At 39.9% G+C, this 23,467-nt stretch carries 11 protein-coding genes; all 11 read right to left on the bottom strand.

Annotated elements, in window-relative coordinates; genetic code table 11:
* Positions 1–4 precede the first annotated feature (4 nt).
* On the bottom strand, positions 5–1,120 hold the full coding sequence (locus BLR37_RS19545; RefSeq protein ID WP_090771547.1) for an alginate lyase family protein: 1,116 nt from the start codon (positions 1,118–1,120) through the stop codon (positions 5–7).
* A 257-nt stretch (positions 1,121–1,377) separates the two neighbouring features.
* The gene (locus BLR37_RS19540) at positions 1,378–3,129 is read right to left on the bottom strand and encodes a RagB/SusD family nutrient uptake outer membrane protein (protein WP_090771545.1); all 1,752 of its coding nucleotides are present in this window, start codon (positions 3,127–3,129) and stop codon (positions 1,378–1,380) included.
* A 9-nt stretch (positions 3,130–3,138) separates the two neighbouring features.
* A complete protein-coding gene (locus BLR37_RS19535) occupies positions 3,139–6,246 on the bottom strand; it encodes a SusC/RagA family TonB-linked outer membrane protein (RefSeq protein WP_090771543.1) in 3,108 nt (1,035 codons plus the stop codon).
* A 34-nt stretch (positions 6,247–6,280) separates the two neighbouring features.
* Positions 6,281–7,969: a RagB/SusD family nutrient uptake outer membrane protein gene (locus BLR37_RS19530; RefSeq protein WP_090771541.1), complete on the bottom strand. Its 1,689-nt coding sequence runs from the start codon at positions 7,967–7,969 to the stop codon at positions 6,281–6,283.
* A 2-nt stretch (positions 7,970–7,971) separates the two neighbouring features.
* Positions 7,972–10,806 (bottom strand): SusC/RagA family TonB-linked outer membrane protein, encoded by a 2,835-nt coding sequence (locus tag BLR37_RS19525; RefSeq protein WP_090771539.1) that lies wholly within the window; start codon positions 10,804–10,806, stop codon positions 7,972–7,974.
* Between the two features lie 405 nt (positions 10,807–11,211).
* Complete coding sequence (locus BLR37_RS19520; protein WP_090771536.1) at positions 11,212–12,615, bottom strand: sialate O-acetylesterase; 1,404 nt, start codon at positions 12,613–12,615, stop codon at positions 11,212–11,214.
* 2 nt (positions 12,616–12,617) lie between these two features.
* On the bottom strand, positions 12,618–14,309 hold the full coding sequence (locus BLR37_RS19515; protein ID WP_244154706.1) for a sodium:solute symporter family protein: 1,692 nt from the start codon (positions 14,307–14,309) through the stop codon (positions 12,618–12,620).
* Positions 14,309–16,603: an FAD-dependent oxidoreductase gene (locus BLR37_RS19510; protein ID WP_090771534.1), complete on the bottom strand. Its 2,295-nt coding sequence runs from the start codon at positions 16,601–16,603 to the stop codon at positions 14,309–14,311. Before BLR37_RS19510 ends, BLR37_RS19515 begins: the two co-directional genes overlap by 1 nt.
* A 236-nt stretch (positions 16,604–16,839) precedes the next feature.
* Positions 16,840–17,865: a LacI family DNA-binding transcriptional regulator gene (locus BLR37_RS19505; protein WP_090771532.1), complete on the bottom strand. Its 1,026-nt coding sequence runs from the start codon at positions 17,863–17,865 to the stop codon at positions 16,840–16,842.
* A 161-nt stretch (positions 17,866–18,026) separates the two neighbouring features.
* Positions 18,027–22,007, bottom strand: coding sequence for a hybrid sensor histidine kinase/response regulator transcription factor (locus tag BLR37_RS19500; RefSeq protein ID WP_244154705.1), 3,981 nt, complete (start codon positions 22,005–22,007; stop codon positions 18,027–18,029).
* A gap of 190 nt (positions 22,008–22,197) precedes the next feature.
* Positions 22,198–23,421 (bottom strand): glucuronyl esterase domain-containing protein, encoded by a 1,224-nt coding sequence (locus BLR37_RS19495; RefSeq protein WP_090771528.1) that lies wholly within the window; start codon positions 23,419–23,421, stop codon positions 22,198–22,200.
* Positions 23,422–23,467: the final 46 nt, after the last annotated feature.

The following is a 23,467-nucleotide window of genomic DNA, read 5'->3' as shown; positions in this document are numbered from 1 at the left end:
TAGCCTATCGGTATTGCGTTAAACTTAAGGGAAATAAGGTTGGGTAGGTCCATGCATAATCATGGCGCGGGTAAACAATTGGGCGATAAGGCGCGACAAAATCATCGAAATCTTTGCTGTGGTAAATTCCATTCAATGCCTCTAATAAATTTGCTGGCCAAAAACCGGTTGCGGTATCTTTATTTCCGGTTACCGGTTTTTTGAACCATGTCCATTCTTCAGGATGCTGATTGTGGTATAAAAGATAATCTAAGGCCTTTTTTAAGGATGTTCCATTCTGTTCCAGACTGAATAAATTTTCGCTTGTTTGATTATAAACGACCCAGAATGAGGCAGAGATGGGAGCCAGCGAAAAATAAGTGTACCAGATACCATTACCCTGACGTTTAACTTCTTCAACCATATGCCCATCAGGAGCGATTTGTTTAAAAAGTTCATTTTTGATCATTTCAACATTCTTTTGAAAATCTTCCTGATCATTTAAATAAACATCGGCTAATAAAGAGGCAAACCTCGACCAATCGCCTGAATTATTATTTCGGTAGCGAATGCTGTTGGCAGCCTGGCGAAAAACATTTTTTGTCCACCAGATAAATTGCTGCTGATCTTTCGCTTTCCAACTCTTGTTATTTTTTAACAGTTCTGCAGCCATCATCATGGTTGTGCCTGAATACGACATCACCAAAGAACCGTCCAATTGGGAATATTTCTTATTTGTTGCTGCCCATGAATTTAAAAAATAAATAGCCTTGAGCGCATATTTGGCCTGACCTGTAAGCTGGTAAGCCAGGGCACAGCTATAAGCCGAAAAACCATCAACCTGTAAGGCCAATGAAGTTCTGCGATGCCCCTCTTTATCAGCATAAAAACCCGGAATACTAAAATCTTCAACAGCATGTTGGTTAATCAGCAAGCCAGAATCGGCTTTGATTATTAAGGCTTTAAAAGCAGTAAAATAGGGTTCTTTTTTATTCCTGATCTGTGCTTTAACAAAGTCGATTTGCCTTTGCGGGTGCATGCCTCCGGGTTGATCACTGGCGTATATTTTATTTTGATAGCCCAGCCAGAAGATCAGGCACAGGACGGTGTAAAGAATAAGTTTTCGTTTAAGTTTGTTCATTGTATTACTATCTGGTTAAAAGCGACTTAGGACAAGTGCAGTTCTAGAGACCGAAACAGATCTGTAGTTTAATTCCCAATCGATGTTTCGAAGATAAAGTCTATGTTTTAAAATACTTCGCCCTGCAGGCACAATATTAGATGGAAACGTTCCCAAAAAATGGGAACGTTTCCAAAAAAGGTAAAATGAGCCTCAACAAACATGTAAAAAGCCCGTTAGTTTAACAACCAACGGGCTAAATTAAATGATAAGCGTTACTAATAACCTGGGTTCTGCAACATCAAAGGCATTTTTTGTATCTCTGCCAGCGGCAAAGGCAATAAATACATGGCATCTCTAAAATTTAACGGCCGGGGTGCAGTTCCAATGGTATGTTTATAAGTATTAGTAGCACTCCTGGTAATAATATCCACACTGTTAAAACCTTTCAAAACGGTTGAGGCGATCTTCCACCTTCTGATATCGTTCCAGCGATGATCCTCAAAAGCCAGCTCAATACGGCGTTCGTTACGCACTACTTCACGCATTTCGGCAACAGTCATATTGGCTTTCAAGCCATATAGACCATCAGTTCCGGGTAAAATGCCGGCACGCTCACGTAAAAGTTTTAATTTATCATAAGCTTTTTCCGGCTGACCGGCCTCGGTGATTGCTTCAGCATAGTTCAACAAAATTTCGGCATATCGAATTAATGGCCAGGCTCGTTCGGTTGTACCAGAACTGGTGTTAGTTAAATTTTCATCGAGCATTTTCCGTGAAAAATATCCGGTAAACTTATTTTGTGGCGTATAGGCATCAGAGGTTGTATTAAGAATTGTAGAACCAGTACTTGTGTAGGTAAACACCTGCGTTTTTACACCCGTATTGCTGATATAAGACAAACCATTGTAAATCATCGAGAATTCGAAGCGAGGATCGCGGTTTAGGTAAGGATCGTTTGCATTGTAGCTCGTGCTCTCCTTAATGGATTTTCCATCCCGCATCGGGAAAGCCTCTGCCAAACTCTGCGTAGGTTTCATCACACTGCTACCCGATCTTGTTGGGGGTAAATAAAAAGTTTCAAATTCTTTTTGCGCCGGCCTATTGTAGGCAAAAATATACTCACTGTTTACCCTTTTTAAAAACAGCTGGTAGAAACCATTTCCAGGCCTGGTGGTATTGTCTACATTAAGTGAATATAAGCCTGTATTAATTACAGCTTCAGCAGCATTTGCTGCAGCCATCCAACGGTTATTATCGGCAGTTGGATAACTGATTAAAGAAACCAAAGGCGCACTGCTTGTAATTGCCCCACCATTAAATAAAGGACTCGCTGCATACAGCAACACCCTGGATTTTAGCGCCAAACAAGCGCCGCGTGTTATTCTTCCGTAATCGATATCTTTATAAACAACCGTCGATAATTCTGCTGCAGCAGCATCAAGCTCTGAGGTGATGTAGTTTACACAATCGGCAAAATTGTTTCGTGGTAGATTAATGATATCGTTAATACCGAAAACCTGATCTTCAATCACCGGAACACCGCCAAAGGCAACAACCATGTAATGATAAAAATATGCCCTTAAAAAACGGGCCTCTCCACGCATTCTGTTCTTCATTGCCGCACTTAAAGGTGCATCGGGCAATTTGGAAAGCAGCAGATTAATCCGGCGGATATTTTTATAAGGTGCCGTCCAAAAATCCTTATCGGTTGCAAAATTAGTAGAAACGTTATTTGGTCCAATTATCCCCTGGACATAAGAATCTGCCCATACCGAAAGATTGTTGTTACCTTCAGCGTTATCAGTTGCAAGCTCTGTATTACCCGTTCCTCCGGCGGAGTTAAAACGCGATGGCCCAAAGCTATAACCTGCATCAACATAAATTCGGTTTAAAAAATTAATGGTTTGAATACTGTCGGTAAAAACGGCATTTTCATCCAATCCATTGGTTTTATCATCCAAAAAACCAGATTTTTTACACGAAAACAGAACTGCTGCAAGTAGCAATATTGTAATTATCTTTTTCATATCACTCAGTTAAAAAGTAACGTTAATACCAAAGTTCAAAATTCTTGTTGGCGGATACGGCAAATCCGCTATTGATTCTAATACCTCCGGATCTAAGTTGTAAAGCTTGTCGAGTTTGGTCCAGGTGAACAAATTATAGCCATTTGTATAAAGCCTTAAACCTTTTAATCTTAGTTTACTCAACAACTTCGGCCCGGCAGTATAACTGATTTCAGCTGTCTTTAACCGGACATAATCGGCTGGGATTGCCCAAAAATCAGAGTAAAAATCTCTCGGACTTTGACTTAATGCAGTTGTGTACAACTGAGGGTATTTTGCATTGTTCCCTAATTCCGGCGTCCAGTGCTCTAAGTGAATGGGCAAAGCCTTACTTGCATTGTGATGAATCACTGCCCCTTGAGCGCTGGCCACAAAATTCGTTGCTCCCTGAAATAATACCGTTAAACTGAAATTTTTGTAGGCTGCACTTAAGGTTAAACCCAAAGTGGTATTTGGTAAATTGGTATAACCAAAATACGACCGGTCGCTAGCATCAATTACTCCGTCAGCGTTTAAGTCTTTATATTTTAAATCGCCTGGGCGACCACCAATAATAGGTTTTGGAACGGCAGGATCTGCAATATCTGCAACGCTGTAGAACTCACCCGTCCAATTGTACTTTAGAACCGAACCAATTGACTGACCCGTCAGCGTCTGATAATCATAGGTTTGAATAGCCTCATCGGCGAAAACAATTTTATTTTTAGCCAATGAATATGTGCCACGTACCGAATATCTCCAATCTGTACCGATGGAATTATTGAATCCAAATTCTACCTCGAAACCCTTATTGTTTACTTTACCCAAATTAACTGGTGGCAAATTTTGTCCAAAAACTGCCGAAACCGTCCCCCTGGTAGTTAAAATATCGTATCGGTTATTGTTAAAATAATCGAATGAAGCGGTGAATTTACGCTTGAACAAAGCGATATCAAGGCCAATATCCAGTTTCTTTTCTTTCTCCCAGGTTACCTGATCGTTACCTAAAGTACCTTCAACTGCCGTACCATAGGGATTATTGGTAGCTAAGCCAAAAAGCCCGGTTCCTGAACCTGCGGTATAAGATTGCAGGTAAGCATAGGTGCCTCCTGTTCCATCTGCACCAACTAAACCGTAAGATGCACGCGCTTTAAACAGATCGATAAACTTCAGGTTATCTTTAAAGATTTTCTCTTCGGCAATGTTCCACCCTACCGATCCTGCGGGGAAGAAACCCAGTCTTTTTCCGACTGCAAAACGATCGGTACCATTATAGGCACCACTGGCTTCAACAATATATTTCTGCTTATAATCGTAGCCCAATCTGGCGGTGTAACCTCTAAAATTTTCGGGAATAAAGTTGTAGCGATTTCCATCTGCATTGTTCTGAAATGTCTTGCTATTTTGATTATACAAAACCAAGCCTGTAACGTTGTGATTGCCAAATGAACGGTTATAATTTAAAATGGCCTGCAAGGTAAGCGAGCTATTGGTACTACTGGCAGGAGAGCTAAGCGCTGGAATACTGATGCGATACACGTTATCTCGCTGCCCGAAATTATAAGCATCAGTTGCCGGATCATATATATAAGAAATGAAACCAGTACCACTTGTTGGGCGTTGCAGGTTACGGCTGTAAGCATAAAGGTTGCGGTAAGCCAAAGTTCCCTTTACAGATAAACCTTTGGTAATGAAATCCAGCTTCTGTACCGCCGATGTGGCTAAATTAACATTGTTTGAATAAGTACGGGAATAGCCATTGTACATCAACCGGCCGATCAGGTTATTGTTATTTCTTCCAGATGAATTTCTCTGCCACAAGCTGTAACCCAAACTTCCATCCGGATTATAAATTGGATAGTTAAAAGGAGCCGTTTCTGCCGTGCGGCCTAAATCGCTAAATAAACTATTGGCACTGGCATTGTTGGTATTCAATTCATCAACATTACCAAACAGATCGAATTTTACATCGAGTGTTTTGGTTAATTTAACATCAACATTCGAACGGTAATTATAACGTTTGTAGTAAAACTCACTGTTTAAATCTGCACTGTAATCTTTTAACTGACCACCTTGGTTGAGGTAACCAACAGAAACGAAGTATTTAGCTTTCTCTGTACCTCCGGTGATGTCAAAATTACCACGAAGCTGTGGCGCAAATTTCTTGAGTAAAATGTCCGTCCAGTCGTTGTTGGGGTGACCATAAGGATCTGTGCCATTTTTGTAGAGTTCTAAATCCTGATCAGAAAATGTACGCACAAAACTCGGATTAGGGTTAAGCGCATTCGTATTCACTTCGCCCTGATTGATGATCGATGCAGATTGATAAGCATCTAAATATTCTGGCCTTCTGGTTAACTGGTTTAAACCATATTCTGCCTGGAAAGTAATTTGCGGTTTACCCACCTTACCACGTACGGTAGTAACCAAAATTACACCATTCGCGCCCTTTATACCATAAATTGATGTAGTAGAGGCATCTTTCAAAATACTAACTGATTCTACTTCATTGGCGTTAAGGGATGAAAACTGATCATAAGTAAACTCAATATCATCAACTAAAATCAATGGATTATTATTTCCTACATAAGAACCTACACCACGGACATTAAAACTTGCCCCATCTCTGCCAGGTTGGCCAGAACGTTGCTGACTGCTAAAACCCGTTACCCTGCCAGCCAGCGTGTTTTGCAAACTTGGCGATGGACTTTGTTTGATATCCTTACCACTTATGGCACTTACTGCACCGGTTAAAGTTATTTTCTTCTTCTCTCCGAAACCAACAACTACTACTTCATCTAAATCTGTCTGATTTTCGGTTAAAGTTACCTTAATATTACTTATACCTTGTACTGAAACATCTTTGGTGGTGTAACCAACCATTTTAAGGGTAATCACATTGCCATCAACAAACAATCTGAATTTTCCGTTTGCATCTGTTAATGTTCCGTTTTTAGGATTTGTTTTATCGATAACGCTAACACCTGGCAAACCGCCATCCTTATCGCTAACCTGGCCGGTAATTTCTCTTCTCTGTGCCATTGCAGAAAAACTGAGCACAAAAAGAAACACACTTAAAATGTATATATATTTTCTCATTTCGTTCTTTTAAAAAATTAAACCATACAGTGCATCAATAATAACCCTGGTTTTGTAGCAAGCTCGTGTTCCTGGTAAGCTCAGCGTATGGAATTGGCATGTGATAGTATTTATCGTTGAAAACATTATCGGTTACGTTTTGCAATTCGTAACTGAAAGCCGTTCCATTTTGCGTAATTTTTAAGCCCTGAAAACTGCCGGCCAATAATGATCCTAACTTCCAGCGACGAACATCGAAGAAACGATGTTCTTCAAAACAAAGCTCAATTCTGCGTTCATTTCTAATTAAATCACGTAGCTGAGTTTGCGTAATGCCCACACTAATGCCATAACGGTTACCAGTGCCGGCGGTAATTCCTGCCCGTGCCCTGATTAAAATAATCTGCTTAACGGCATCTTCAACACGGTTAACCTCATTTAAGGCCTCGGCATAGTTCAATAAAACCTCTGCAAACCTGAAATAAGGGAAGTTGTGGCTTTGGTTAGAATAAGTTGTGGAGGTAGAGAAATCGGCCATAAATTTCCTTAAATAATAAGCCGTTCGGGTCTGTGTTTTAAAGGCCTGATTAGGTTTATCCAAACCACCCTCGAAAGTTTGTACCGGTCTGCCCAACCAGGCAACCGTATTATAAAATAGTATTGATTTTAATCTTGGGTCGCGATTATCATATTGTGTTGCTTCAGTTTGTGTACCTGTGTATGCCGAACCGTTCAAATTTGGGAAGGCATTAACTAAATTCTGCGTCGGACTGGTACGCCCGTTACTGGTAGTTGGTGCTACATAACCCACTGGCGCATTCGCATTTTCGATTACAGTAGAGTTCGCCGATTGTTTGGAAAAAATAATATCGGTATTAATTTTTGTAGTGAAAACCGCTGAATAAGCTGTAGTTCCGGTTCCGGTTGGCAGCTTATAATAATTTTTGGCAATAATAGCCTCTGCAGCGCTGATTACTGGCAACCATCTGTTTTGATCAGCAGTTAAATAACCCGTTAAGGATTTTAGTGCATTGTTTGATTCAATACCTCCACCGTTAAATAAAGGGCTTGCGGCATATAAATACAACCTGCATTTTAAAGCCAAAGCTGCCTCTGATGGCACTCTGCCAAACTCTGCAGCAATAACTGCAGATCCATTGGGCAGATTTGCTGCTGTATAATCGCATTCATTTGAAATATAATCTACACACTCGGCAAATGTATTTCGGGGAACATTTAGATCCTCTTCTAATGCAAATACTTTATCGCCAACCAGCGGAATACCACCGTAACGTTTTAAGAGTTCAAAGTATGCAAAAGCACGCAAAAAACGAGCCTCGGCAACCTGTCTTTGCCTGATTGCATCAGCAATAGGCACAATACCAATATTTTTCAAAAATACATTGCAGCGGCGAATGATCGTGTAGCTATTGTTCCAATTATTGTCCGGATAATTAACTGCCGTCAACTGTCCGTTGGTAAACAAACTAATGCCCGATCGGTTCGAAGACGGCACAGCATCATCAGTTGCCGCATCTAAGAAATCACCATCAATTCTATTAAATCCAGCTGGTAAAAAAGAATAAATTCCTAATAAATAAGCAGTAGAAAGTGTTCCGGTTTTATCCGTGGGATCAAATACATCTGTTTCTGTTGTGCGCTCTTCAGGTTCATTTTCAAATTTCTTGCATGATGACGATATCATCGTCAGCGCTATGATTAATAAGCTTAATATCTTTTTCATAACTATAATTGAATGTTTAGGCCCACATTAAATACTTTTCCAATCGGATAACCGCCAGTATAATTTTCCGGATCGGCACCGTTAAATGTATCTGAACTCCAGGTGTAAAGGTTCAATCCGTTTAAGAATATCCGCGTGGATTGCAGTCCGATCTTTTTGGTGAGTTTTCCGGGAATGGTATATCCCAATTCGATGGTTTTTAAGCGCACATAATTTCCGCTTCTTAACCAGTAAGAAGAACTTACAAAATTATTTTGCGCGCCATTTCTCGGGCCCGAGCTTGTTGTTAATCTGGGATAGGTTGCTGTAGTGGCAGTTGCCGGAGTCCATCTACCTAGCTGTATTTCGTATGCCTGAGCTGTTCCGCTTTGAAACTCACGGTATGAATTTCCCGACAAGTAAACCTGTTGATTTAATACGCCCTGAAACAAGGCACTAAAATCGATTCCTTTAAAACTAAAACCAATTCTTGAACCCAGAAAAACTGTTGCTTTCTCAGATCCAAATGTGGTTTGATCGTATTGGTTAATTACCCCATCGCCATTTAAATCGCGGTATTTGATATCGCCAGGTTGAGGGCTGTAACCTTCAATTGTTGGATAACCTGTAATTTCCTGTTGATTTTGAAACAAACCTTCGGCAAGGTAACCATAGTTCTGCCCTACGGGGTGACCAGTTCTGTACATCCACTCATACCGTTGGTTGGCCTCGGCCGAATAAATTAATTTTGAATTTTGCAAGCTGGCATTCGCACTGATGAAATAACCGAAATCGTTAAACCTTTGCGCCCAGTTTATTTGCGCATCCCATCCGTAATAACGTTGTTTTCCAATGTTTTCTTCGGGATATGAGATTCCAAGTAAACCTGAATTGTTACCGCGAACGATGCTCAAATCGCTATACACATTCGAGTAATATTCAACATTAAATGAGAGCTGGTTTTTGAATAGAGTTCCATCCACCCCTGCATTGAAAATTTTGGCTTTCTCCCAGGTGATGTTTGGATTAGCCAGATAGGATTCGCCAACCGTGGTTCCGGCCGCAGCGCTCGATCCAAAATAAGCAGTGGGCGAAGCATTATAAACCTGCATGTAAGTATAATAAGCAGTGTTATTTTTACCACTCTTACCATATGAAGTATAAAGCTTCAAATTATTTAACCAGCTCACATCTTTTAAAAACGATTCTTTATTGATATTCCAGCCTAAACCAGCAGCAGGAAAAAAACCGTATTTAAAACCACCATTGTTAGGATAACGATTAGCCCCGTTTTGAGCAAAAGACAATTCTGCTAAATACTTTTCATCATAATTATAAGCTACATGACCAGAGATACCTTGAATTGTATAAGGCAAATTTGTACCATTTACCAGATTATCCCGATTGGCAAGAATTACCGCATCGAAACCATGCTTGCTGAAAGTACGGTTATAACCTATAGAAAGTTCCTGAAAATCAGAACGGTTTTGAAAACCGATAGAATTGGTATTCCCTTGTTCGCTATTGGTACCAAACTGGCGATAAGTAGTTTCGCCCGTACCAGAAACACCATTTGGCTCAAAAACGGCAAAAGATTTAACCCTGACCAAATTTTCGTTCAGATTGCTAAAAAAAGATGCGCGAACTTTAACCCATAAACCTTTGCTTAAATCATCAAGTGTGTGTTTCAAATAAACATCGGTTAAAACTGTTCTGGTATTGCTCAGCGAGTAGCCAGAATTAATGCTTTGGGCTAAAATATTGTTGGTAAACTGAGATGAGCCTCCATAACTTCCATTGGCATTATACACGGGGTAAGCGCTGTTTGGAGTTGCCAATAAAGATGAAAAAATGTTATCTGCTGCTGCATTACCCGGATTATTTTTATTTAAAATCCTGCCCTGGATGTAAATTCCAGCAGTAATTTTATCGGTAAGATTTACGTCTACATTAGAGCGGATAAAGTACCCCTTTGCGCCAGCATTGGTGCTGTAGTTAGTATTAATATCGCTCTCCTTAAAAAATCCATTCTGATTAATGTGTTCCAGATTAATGAAGTATTTCACGTAGTTATTGCCTCCACTGGTATTGAGGTTGTAACGGGCAATTGTTGCCGAGTTTTTTAGCACCTGATCCCGCCAATCAACATTTGGATACAAATATGGATTATTGCCCGTTTGAAAACCATTTAAAGCTACCTGACTAAATCCGTTACCGGCAACCGATAGTCCATCGTTAACCAGGGCCTCGTTATAAAGCTGAGCGTAATTATAGGCATCAAGCGAATGGGAAATTAGATTCTGTAAAGGCCTTTGGGTACCCCACTGGCCGGTAAAACTAATTTGTTGTTTACCCGGACTTCCTTTTTTAGTTACGATTGAAATTGCTCCTCCAGATCCCCTAACGCCCAACATGGCAAGGGATACAGCATCTTTTAATACCGTAACAGATTCAATTTCCTCCATACTGATTTCGGTTACCGAGCGGGGAATACCATCGATAAAAATTAACGGGCTTTGCCCCCTCAAACGATAGGAAAAGCCTTCATTTAACGGTTCTCCGTTGCCTTGCGAAACCGATAATCCTGCTAAGCGGCCGGCAAGTGCCAAGGGATAAGCAACTACAGGTGTAGTATTAAATTCTTTACCCAGCACCATTGCAGATGAGGTGGTTGATAATCTTTTAGGTGTATTGAAATAGATCAGCTGTTTTAAATTCTTTAAGGAATCAGTTAATAAAGAATCGTTCCTAAGTTGATTGTAGGGCCTGATTACCGTAACCTCCTGCGCACCTGTCCCGTCTATGAAAATAAAAAGACAGCACAGCAATACCATAAATGGTTTTATAAAAATCGACATGGTTAGTTTAATTTTTAAGAGTTAAAAGATTGATGCTTTGATTAGTTTGCCGATCTCGAATAATCGGACTACCAGCACCTAAATTTTGGCGGGAAAGTAAGCTAAAGCTGGTAACTTGTGATAGTAAAATTCTCTCATAATTATTTGGTTAATTTGATTTGGTTAAAATCTGTTTACCAAAGATATTCAGCTTTTAATTTTTGATATTATGATCTGTTGACTAAATTTTATGAGAACGTTCCCATTTTTTGGGAACGTTCTCATAAATAACACAAAACACTGAAAATCAATACAAAATCATAAAAACAGATTATAAAAATTGCTATAAATCTTCGTTAGAATGGGAATTTTGATCAAAAAAAATCCCTTGCACTTTTATACAAGGGATTAAACCAAATATAACGACTACCAATTATCTGTTCGGAAAGGTGAAGCTGGCAATCCTTCCACATTATAAAGCTCGCCCACACACCAATCTTTAAATGCGTACCTAACCGCCACTGGTTGGCTAACCTCTGCACTGATTATAATAACCTTATCGTCTTTTATCCTAGCAAGTGCCTGATGGAAAACTTTATCGCGACCAGCGACTTCAAATTGCGTTAGCTTTTTACCATAACTGGTCATTCCCAATGGAGTTTCAGAAAACTTAACGACTACGGTATCATGCTTAATTTGCATCGATTGATACCTGGGGCCACTAAAGGCAATTCCCTGCTTATGGTATGTTTTGGCCAGTGCCAGATATGCCAATCGTTTTGCCACAATAGTTTTATTTGCAGGATGGATATTATGTTCTTCACCGGCATCAATTGAAATGGCCATGCCGGAATTGACCAAGGTATCGGTTAATTTTAACTGCGCCTCCCTTAGCAAGGGAACCGAAAGACCAGATTCTTTACCATAATACATGGGGGCTAATTGTACGCCATAAAAAGGCCATTCGCCTATGCCCCACTCCTTTCGCCAAAGTTTTACCATCGCCATTTGTAAGGCCAGGTAATCTTGATTGTTATGCCTGTTTTGTTCTCCCTGATACCAAATTACGCCTGCAATATTGTAGCCAACTAAAGGTTTAACCATTCCATTATATAAATTCCCAGGTATTTGATAGTGTGCTTTCGTTATCGCCTTATCAGTAGCCAACCGATCTCCCAGAAGATTTTCGATAACAGTTTTATCTGTCCATGCTTCAATTGGCGAACCACCCCAGGTGGTTTGGATAATGCCAACCGGAACACCTAAATGCTTTTGTAAAAAACTGGCAAATTGGTAACCGACCGCACTAAAACTACTTGCAGAACCCGCATCCGCCTCTGCCCAGGTTCCTTTAACATCGTTTTTTGGCGTTGTTGAGAATATTTTTTCAAGATGGAACAGCCTTAAATTTGGATTAGGTGCATCCAATAATATATCCATTGAACCCACAATTGGTGAACCACCGTATCCTTTCATCGGCATATCCATATTCGACTGACCCGAACAAACCCAAACCTCACCAATTAATACATTGTTTAAAACGATCTTGTTTTCTTGTTCAATGTCAATGCTATAAGGTCCACCAGCACCAGGCGTTGCCAGTAAGGCTTGCCACTCGCCATTTACCTGGGGTTTAACTTTGTAAGTTTTATTATCCCATGAGGTTTTGATGCGGATTGATTTTTTACCACTTGAAAAACCCCATATTTTTGCAGCTGTTTTTTGTTGCAGCACCATCCCATCAGCAAATAATGCAGGAAGCTTAACCTCTGCCCGGGCACTAAATGCCCAGGCTAGCCATACAAATAATATACTCTTTAGTAATTTCATAATCAAACTTTAATGGTGCTCTTATTTAGGGTTGCTTTGTAAATGGCTAGGGCAGCGGCAAAAATAACTGTACCCACTACAATAATCACATTTGAATGGCCTTTTGCTAAAATACCAAGGCACACGATCCCCAATCCAACGATAGCCATTGATATCGCAATTACCCGAATGCCAAAAATATTCTGCTTTTCTGCTGCGAAATGCACTTCTGTGTTTTTTGGCAAATGTGCTTCCCGTATCAAGGATTTATCTTCCTCCATTTTAATTGCTTTTGAAGAGATAAAACCACGGTTTAAGTAGTAGAATTCAAAAATCAAAAGCAAAGTAATCGGAATGCCCATGCCTAAAACCGTTTCCATTGTTCGGCTTAGTTTTAAATCAAGCAATGAAGGAGAAATCACTTTGAAAAACAGATTAATTACTAGCGAACTGATGGTTACAGTTACTACAGATAAGCCCGTTTGTCTTTTCGAAAAAAGTGTCCAGATGATGGGCGCAAACAAAGCTCCCCCGGCAATTGAGGCAGTACTTAAAACCACCTCAACAATTCCACCAGCACTTGGAATCCACATGGCCACCAAAATTGTCAGTACCCCAAATATTAAGGTAAATAAACGCGCCATCCAGATTACCTGCTTTTCTGAGGCCGAAGGGCGCATCAGATTTTTATAAATATCTTGCGCAAAAACCGTTGCAGCCATGTTAATGGTCGTATTTGCCTTACTCGAAGTTGCCGAAACCATACCTGCCAAAACTAATCCGATTAAACCTGCAGGCATTACTTTCTGAATGAGCATCATGTAGGCGTCTTCTGTTTCCAGGCCCTGCAAATTAGGATTGATAATGCGGTAAATCATCGGTGGCAGCATCCAGATTACAGGACTTACAAAATAAAGAATGGTGAAAATTCCTGCTACTTTTTTCGAATTCTTTTCATCTTTAACACTGGTGTAACGCTGAACGTAAGACCAGTTTCCGCCAATATAAAATGTTTGATAAACAATAAAGGCAAGCATAAATCCGTAAGTATAATCTTCGTTAAACGGTTCGAAGAAATGTGCCGGTGCATTTGAAAGCAGATTGTCGAAACCGCCTATTTGTGCAAATGCAATGGGAATAACAATAACAACAGCAGCAGAGAGGATTACAAACTGAACTACATCTGTAACCAGAACAGCCCAAAGTCCACCAGCTGCGGTGTAGAGAACGATGATTAGCCCAATGATTAGAATACAGGTATTTACCGGTAAATCTGTAGCCACATGAACCATTTTGCCAACCGGATAAAGTACCGCAGCTGTTGTAAAAAGGCTTAAAAGCAATGTCATGTAAGTATAAAACTGCTTCTCCTTATCTCCAAAACGCTTCCCGATGAACTCGGCAGCAGTAGCAACACCTGTTTTTTTCCATCTGGCGGCGATAAAAAGCATTACAATTAGACCACTTATAGCCATGGTTAACTGTATGGCATTGGCCACTACGCCATATTTATACGCGATAGATCCCCAAACCACAAAAGTACCTGCAGAAAAATAGCTAATGAATAACGAAAGTCCGTTTATCCACCAGGGTGTTTCGCCTCCTGCTTCGAAAAACGCCTGACCGTTTTTACTGCCAACACGGGTAAAAGTTAGCCCAATGGCGAAAATTAACAGGGCAAAAATGCCCATAACTATAAAATCCAGTCTTACCATTATTGTTCTTTTTGATCGGCATAGCAACGAACAGCGAATAATGCTGCGGGAATATTTCCTGAGGGATGCTGGAGCTCAATAGTTAAATTTTTAGTTACGATTTCTTTTTCAAAAACAACCTGATTACGCGTTTGATAATTATTTTTTTGCTCAAAAATGATTTCATTTGCATCATTTTTAATGATATAGTTTCTCACACAAAAAGGCATTACATTTTCCGGATGCGTCATTAAAACAGATTCCATGGGATGATCAAAATCGCTGTCGAACCAAAGATCAATTTTTTTGATGACTTGTGCCGTTTTCCATAACAAATTAACGGATGGTTTTGGATCTTTTAGCTCTGCAGCCCAGGCATTAGGTTGTGAAACGGGTCTATCGATACCGTTTAATAGATTTTCTACCCTAAAAACACTTTGTACCCCGGAAATATTAACCGCCAGATTCTGCCCGTTTGGACGACGTTGAGGACACCAGAATTCAAACTCGTCAACACCAGTTCCGACTGGAGGAACCTGCTTCCCATTGTTCGAAACCGCTTTATTTTTAGAATTAAACACCGACAAAACCCCTGTTAACCGGCTTTCGGTGAATCCGATTTCAACATCAGGATTACCGGCAAACATCAGGTAAACGTAATCGTCAGTTTCTATTTCAATACCAAAATCAATTTCAATAGTCTGTTTTCCTTTTTTAACGGCTATTTTCTTTAGGCCTAATGTTTTATCGGGTGTAAAATTTCCTTTTTTATCAGAAATTCTGAGTTCTACATCAATTTCAGTATCAATCAAAACGTTGAGCTGAATCGCAAAAACTGGTAATTTACCCACCTTAAGAGGAAACATTTGAGCGGATGGAACCGCCAGCGATTTCCACAGATCAACCTGATCAAACCCCCTAAACTGGTATTCGCTTGATGCAGTTAATTTTGCTTTTTGTGCCAGGTCAGTTTCATCCCTTAATGCAAATTCGGGTATAAATTGCCCCTCTCTGATTAAATTCTGCTGCAAGTTCTTCAGATTTTCTGCTGCGAGTAAAGCCTTGGGCTGAAGCCCGTTTTTAATACAAATTGCAGCAGCCATCCCTACAGCCTGACCAATGTAGCCGCAGGTAGCCATTACTCGGGTAGCGCCAAAAGCAACATGACTAACACTGATGATACGCCCCGCCAAAAATAAATTTTTGATATTCTTACTATAAATTGAACGGTATGGAATTTGAAAAATCCCTTTGCTATGCCATTGGTTACAACCCGGGCGTTCGCTGTAAACGCCATCGGCTGGGTGCAAATCAATTGACCATCCACCAAATGCAATTGCATCATGGTGTTTATGCTGCTCTACCAAATCATGCTGAGTCATGATATAGTCTCCCTCAAACCTGCGGCTTTCTCTCTTCCCGGGGATGGTTCCAACCCATTCTAAGGTCAGATTTTCAGCCTCTGGAAAATTGCCAGAATTTTTAATGTGGTTCCAAACGCCATAAACAACTTTCCAAAGTTCCCACTTAATTTTTTCGGTATCATGAACGGTATCTAATCTTCCGCCAAATTCTACCCACCACAATTTGCAACCAAATTCATTGGCATTAAAGTTACGGAAACGCGGAATTTCAGTAATATCATTCAGCGCAAAGGATGGCGGGATAAATTTCACCGGTTTACCGGTATCCTTGCTGTAAAAATAAAGCGAATGCCCTAAAAGCTCGCCGTACTCCTCAGTTGGCGCCATGCCTTCATCAAATTCTTCTTTGGGCTCTGCGCCCATTCTAAAAGCAGCTCCCGATAAGAATCCCATAATCCCATCACCGGTAGCATCGCAAAATAACTGGGCAGATAAATTGTATTGCGTAGAATTCTGACTGCAAAACGCCTGAACAGATTCTATCGTATCATTGTCTTTTTTGGTTATCTCATAAACGGCCGTATTAAGCAACAGCTGAATATTTGGCTCTTGCACCACCTTGTCCAGCAAGATCATATCCAAAATCATTGGGTTTCCCTCTGGGTTACGGAAGGTATTTTCTACCAAAAGTTCGTCGATTACCCCACCTTCACGTGCCCAACGATTATTGTTGCCCATGTGCGATGTGGCCCCTAAAATCCAAAGACGCACCTCGCTTGATGAATTACCGCCGAGTACCGGCCGGTCCTGAACTAAAAGCACCTTAATTCCTTGCCTGGCCGCGGTAATGGCAGTGCAAACACCAGATAAACCTCCGCCGGCAATAATCAAGTCAGCGGATAAATTAACCTGATTTAAATCTCTTTTTAAAGATGGTTCTTCTCTTTTCATGAAATATCTTTCGAATAGGTAGGAAACTGTATTTGGTTAGGCAGCAACCTACGCTTGATTTTTAATTGATTTCGAAGATATTTATATTTTAAGTGGACGACAGTGATGAAAAGCGCTAAAATGTTGTGGGAACGCTCCCGAAATTTGGGAACGTTCCCTTTATTCGGGTTGATTTTTGTCCCATTTTCTTTGTTAACATTGTTTAAACTATTACGCTGATTTCCGGAAATTACAGGTTAACTCCCCTTCACAGTAGAATTGCGAACGATCAGCTCAGCATCAAGCGTTCTGATTAAGGGCTTCCATTCCGAGATATCTTTATCCATTAAGCCCAAAAGCAGTTCCATTGCGTTTCTGCCAATTTCTCGAACGGGCTGAGCCACGGTGGTAAGGCTGGGTTCGATAAAGTTTGACCCATAATTATCACTAAAACCCACTACCGCTACATCTTCGGGAATTCGCTTTCCCAATTGCTTCAAAACCTGTATAGCCTCAATTGCAGTCGGGTCATTTACTGCAAATAGAGCATCAGCAGGATTGTCCAGCTCAACCAAATGTTTGACATACATTTTTACTTTATTCAAAGTTAAATCGTAGCCAATAATCAGTTCCTCATCCACAGGAATATTGTGTTTTTTAAGCGCATCCAGATAACCATTCGTTCTTTTACGCGTGATAACCAGCGAACTTGGTCCAGCCAAATGTGCTATTCTACGTTTACCGATACTAATCAAATGCTCTACAGCTTTAAATGCAGCATCGTAATCATTAACCACTACTTTTGGAACCATCATTTCTTCACAAACCCGATTAAAAAACACTACCGGAATACCTTTACGGATAAATGCTTTCCAATGATCGTAGTTTAGGGTTTCTTTGGTAAGCGATACCATCACGCCATCAACCCGATTGGCCAGCATCACTTTTGAGTTGGCAACTTCGGTTTCGTAACTTTCGTTACACTGAGAGATCAATACGCTATAACCCTGTCTTGCAGCCTCTTCCTGGGCGCCCACTACTACCTGCGGAAAAAAGGATGTGATAAATTCGGGCAGTACGATACCAATGGTCTTTGTTTTATTGGTTATCAAACTAATGGAAAGCATATTGCGCTGATAATCTAATTTTTCTGCCAGTTCCAAAACTCTTGCCCTGGTTTCGGTTTTTACAGAGGGATGCCCGGTAAGTGCCCTGGAAACAGTCGACTTCGAAATTTTAAGTTCGTTAGCAATATCAACTATGGTGGTTTGATTACTTTTCATATCTGGTTCACGATAAAAATACCGCATAATTTACTAGCAGTGGAGTGACTAGTAATGTATATAGCCACAAGTAAGTTAATTTTAATTAAAGATCAAAGCCGCGGGTCAAATACCTTTGACGATTACTGGTAAATAATTAAATAACCTTAATATTGTTACGTTTACTTCAGGCCAGCTTCAGAAGCATTTTTCTTTTTGAACTCCGAGGGGCTTAATTCAAACTGTTTTCTAAAACACACGCTAAAATATTTTGCATTGTTAAAACCTGTTTGATAGGCGATTTCAGCTACCGTCAAATCAGAATGTTCGAGCAAATAGACACTTCTTTTTAGCCTGATATTGAGAATAAATTCTTTGATAGACATGCCCACTATATCATGAATTTTCTGATATAAAATCGTCCTGCCGGTGTTCATATCCGAAACAAAAGCATCAACTGAATAATCGGTATTGGCCATATTAAGTTCTATGAATTTCATCGCCTTAACTAAAAGCTCTTCATCCATCGAGGTAATGGTTACATTTGAGGGATCGACAACCAACCTTTTGCTATACATTTCTTTCAGCTCCTGCCTGTTCTTAAGTATAGTATCAATCTGCTGTAACAGGTATTCTACCTCGAAGGGTTTATCAATAAATACGGTTGCACCGTGTTCAAGCGCTTTTATTTTATGCTGATTTTCGTCACCCGCTCCAGATATCATAATAACCGGAATATGGCTGGTTTTAAAATTCTGGCGCAAACGGCTACAAACCTCAAATCCATTGGCGTTAGGCATCATTAAATCGGTAATCACCAGTTGAGGATTAATTTTTTCGGCTTTGATAATCCCCTCAACACCATTGCTTGCGGCATAAACATTGTATTTTTCAGCTAACCGATGCTCTAAATACCCCCTCATGGTCGAATCATCTTCTATAAGCAAAAGACTAGTCGATTTTCGGGCGTTTTTGATGGCAAAATCCGTTTCGACTGGCTCTAACAGGATATCGTCAATTTCCGAAATCGTATAATCATAAACACTCTCTTGCAGATCAGCCGGGCTTGCCTCTTTTCTGAGTGGTAGCATAATGGTGAAAGATATTTTGTTGGTTTTATTGACCATCCAAATTTCACCATCAATTACTTCTACCAACTCTTTAACAATGGCAAGGCCAAGGCCAGAGCTTTCTTCAAAAGTTGGCCGAAATGAAGATAAATGGTTAAAAGAGGTAAAAAGGTTTTCAATCTGAAGTTCAGAAAACCCAGCTCCGGTATTTAATACCTCAATAGAAATGTAGGTTCTTTCCTGATCCAGTTTATCGGATATTTTTTGCTTTTCCTCGTCGGTCGATTCATAAATGCGCACCCCAACATAGCCCTTATTTGTGGTATATTTTAAGGCATTAGAGAACAGATTGGTTAATATTTTCTCAATAACATCGTAATCAAAAGCTATGTTTAAATGATCGGTAAAAGCGGTTATACTGGTTTCAATTTCCTTTCTGTTCGCATATAATTCAAACAGGCCAAATACATCACGCACAAAGCCTATAAAGTCGCCAACTTGCGGGCTTAGGGTAATCTTTTGGCTCTCTATCTGCCTAAAGCGCAGCAACTGACTGATGGTACGTTGTATCCGAGCTACATTTTTTTCAATCAATTGCATGTGGCTTACTACTTTGTGGTCACTATGCGCCATTGTTTCTTTCAATTGTTTAAGCGGTTCGAGCACCAAAGTGAGCGGCGTTTTTAAATCATGAGAAATATTGGTGAAAAAATCTGTTCTGGCCTGATTCAAATCACGCATATTCTGTTCTTTTAACGATTCGAGCGCAAGCCGTTCTTTAAAAACTTTTTTATTGGTATAATACCGCGCAATGAAGTATAATAGCGCCAAAACAATCAGCGTATAAATAAGATAGGCCCACCAGGAAAGGAAAAATGGGGGATCGACATGTAAGTACAATCTAGATACCTCGTTACCCCATAAACCATCGTTATTGGCAGCTTTTAATTCAAAAGTATAATTCCCACTAGGGAGGTTAAAAAAGTGTACCGATCTTTGGTTGGAGTTAACAGGCAGCCATTTTTCGCTTAGGCCTACCATACGGTAAGCAAACTGGTTCTTATCTGCCGATAGGTAACTGTTTGAGGAAAACCGAATCTCTATATTTGATTGCTCGCTTGAGAGATGAATTTTGTCTTGTTCTTGCCCAGCTAAAATTGAAATGTCTTTTGACAATGGCGAATCTTGACTATTTGCTGTTACGCGATTGTTATTGATGGAAAAGCCGGTAAAAAATACTTTTGGTTTTTGGGGATTTTTATTCAGAAATCCGGGATCAAACAGAATAAAACCATTTGTACCCCCGAATAGTATTTCTCCTTTTTTCGTTTTAAAAGCCGACCTGATGTAAAAAGAGCCACAGCTGTTTTCTTTGTAAAATTTCGCTTTCTCAAACTTACCTAATTTCTGATCGTAATGATAAAGGCCATCATTTGTACTAAACCAAATATTTTTTGATACATCATCTTCCAAAATGGCGAATACCATTCTGGGTAAAAAGCCGTTTTCACTGTTATAATTGATATACTGACCATCCTTTTTTAGCACATTTACTCCTCTTCCGGAAGTTCCGAGCCATAAATCGCCATTTGCAGCCAGGTAATAGCAACACAAATGGTTAACCGCATAAGGGCCATTCCTGATAAAATAGTGTTTCAATACTTTTAGATTATTCCTCTCGACTACGAATAATCCCTGATGGGTGATTAATCTAAGATGTCCTGCCTGATCAATATACAAAGCCTCGATTTCTACATCCATTGGTTTATTGTCTGATCCAACGATTCGAACGATCTCTGTTTCTGCCTGATTTTTTCGTTTATAGAAAAAAGGTTTATCCGGATCTGTCATCCACCAGGTACCCTGATCATCCCGCACAAAATCATAAATTGCCAACTGCTGTTTGCTAATTGGAGAAAGAAAACCCAGATCGCTAAAAGTTTGCTGAGCAACATCATAGGCAGAAATTCCTCCGTTAAAAGTTGAGACAAAAAGTTGTTTTTTGCCTTCATCAAAACGCATGCGTTTAACCAAATTAGAGTTTAGCGAATTGCTGTTTCGCTTGGGAAAATATTTAAAAGAATCATCCGATCTATTCCAGTAATTAAGTCCAACGCCCTCGGTTCCAATCCAGATATTGCCCAATTCATCTTCCTGAAAACTACTTACAACAGGGTGGTTAAGTCCACCGGGGCTAGGGTTGAAATAGCGAACATAAGCATCATACAAAGAACAATAAGCAATTTTCCCTCCATAGGTCCCGATCCAGACCCCTTGATCTGGATCGCGATAAATGGTCCATATAGAATTGTTTGGCAAAGAAAAGGCATCGTTTAAATTCATTTTTAACAGGCTGCTGCTTTCCTTAACCGGATCATAAAGAAAGAGCCCTGCTTGTGTTGCCACCCAGATCATCCCATTCTGATCTAAAAACAATTTCTTAGACATTATGGGTTGGCCTTTATTAGCCGCTATAGTAATATTTTTTTTAATCTCTCCTGCAGGATCAGTAATGTAAATTCCTCCCCGCTGGGTAAGAAAATAATAGGCCCCATTAAATTCAATCGCATCAATTGTTATGTTAGATAGCGAACCAAAATCAGCGTATAAAATAAAAGCCTTCTTTTGGGTATCTATTTTATAAAGCAAATTCTCCTGGGCAACGTAGATATTTCCTTTTAAGCTGAGTACATTATTGAAATATCTATTGGTAGGCAGTGGCAACTGTTGGGTTATTTTTTTTTTAGGGTTGTACCAAAATAAACGCTCACCCGAGAGCATATACAAATTACCATCGTCACCTAAACACAGCGACCGGATTCTACCCGGCATAATTAATTCGAAAGAAAAGTGTTCGTAATTAAATTTAAGTAAACCCTGGTTCGTGGCTAAAAACAATCGTCCTTGTTTATCGGTAATCAGCGTGCCATAGGCCCATTTTACCTTTGGATTACCGGCAGAAACAACATCATTGAGTTGATAAAAGCTATTTCCATCATACATGTAAACTGCATCCGGACCAGTGTACCAAATTCGGCCTAAACTATCTTTAGTAATGCTTTGTATCCCTCCATAATAAGAATTATCAGGCATTACATGGAACCTATATCTTGAAATATCAATAGCAAAGGCTCCCTTAATGAGTAAGATACTCAGGCAAAAAAGCAAAAGAAAGAATTTGCGGAACATCATAAACCTAAATGAGTAGAAGCATGTTAAAGCCTCCTGGCTTGAAATTACTATAATTATTGGTTTTCTTTAGTTTTACCTGTCGATAAAAACGTTATTGTTTATAATGATAATCGGCGAAACGAATAAAATTCTCCCAATCGTAAACATTTAGATCGTGTATGCCCTCACGCAGGTGATACCCGATTGATGAATTAATAATTGGTGAATTAACGGCAGGCGGTTCCGGGCCCAGCGCAGATTTCTTTCCATACAAATTATACACCGGAACTGCGTTTGTCAGCGATAAATAAGAACCTCGCGGATCTGCCCACCGGTCTTCTACAGCGTTAGTGGTATATACTGGTCTGGGTGCCATTAAGGCAATCAGCATATGCTGATCAACAGGTAGTTCATTAACCCGGTTACTGTATGTTTTGTAACGATTAGCAAACCAATACCCAAATTGTTTATTAATTAAGCTAATGGTTTCGCCATATTGCCTTCGGGCAAGCGATGCACCACTATTTCCGGAACAGCTGCTAAATACTAAAGCAAAACGTTGATCTAAGGCTCCAGCCCACAAAGATGTTTTGCCTCCTCTTGAATGCCCCACAATAGCTACTTTTTGGGCATCAAGGTTCTGGTCGGTTTCAAAATAATCCATTACGCGGCTGGCTGTCCAGGTCCAGGCACCAATGGCTTTCATTCCATCATCACTATTCAATTGTTCTGGATAGAGTTGATCAATTACGCCATGTTGATAGGAGTCCTTTTTATCTGGGGCAGCATCGGCCACATGGAAACTAGCTATGGCATAGCCTTTATCAATAATCATTTCTGCTGGCCAAAATGTACTTTTTACGTTGCGGTTTGGATCTGTATTTCGCTTACTGCGATTATTAATGAGTAAGAAAACAGGTACTGGCTTTTCCCTTTTATTGGGGATAAAAAGCACAATTGGGATCACCACATTTTTACCTTTGTTCCAGATGTTAATGTTTACCTCCTTTAAACAGGCGCGGCCATCCATAGCATCAGTAACCTTTCGGGTAAGCTCAAATTTGATGCTATCAAATGTGGTGGGCATCTGCCCATAAATATTTTTTTTGAACAAGGAGATGATTTCAGGCTTTCGGTCTTCTTCCCAGGACTTTTTGTTTTTCACCAACTGACCATCGGCTTTCTGTAATATGCCGGGTAAGGTATAGGCGGGAACCTTAGTTTCATCATAATTTACAATCTCCCCCATAAATTTATCCGTTTTTATTTGAGCATGGGCTTGAAAGGAGATTAGCTTTCCCAACAGCATAAAGGTTACCAAAGTTATTTTTCCCATAGCATTGATTTAAATTGCAATTTATCTTATTCTATAATTTTAGACA

The organism is Pedobacter soli (genome assembly GCF_900101435.1).
Lineage (GTDB): Bacteria > Bacteroidota > Bacteroidia > Sphingobacteriales > Sphingobacteriaceae > Pedobacter > Pedobacter soli.
Note: the sequence above shows the minus strand (reverse complement) of the source record. Positions and strands in the feature narration are given on the sequence as shown.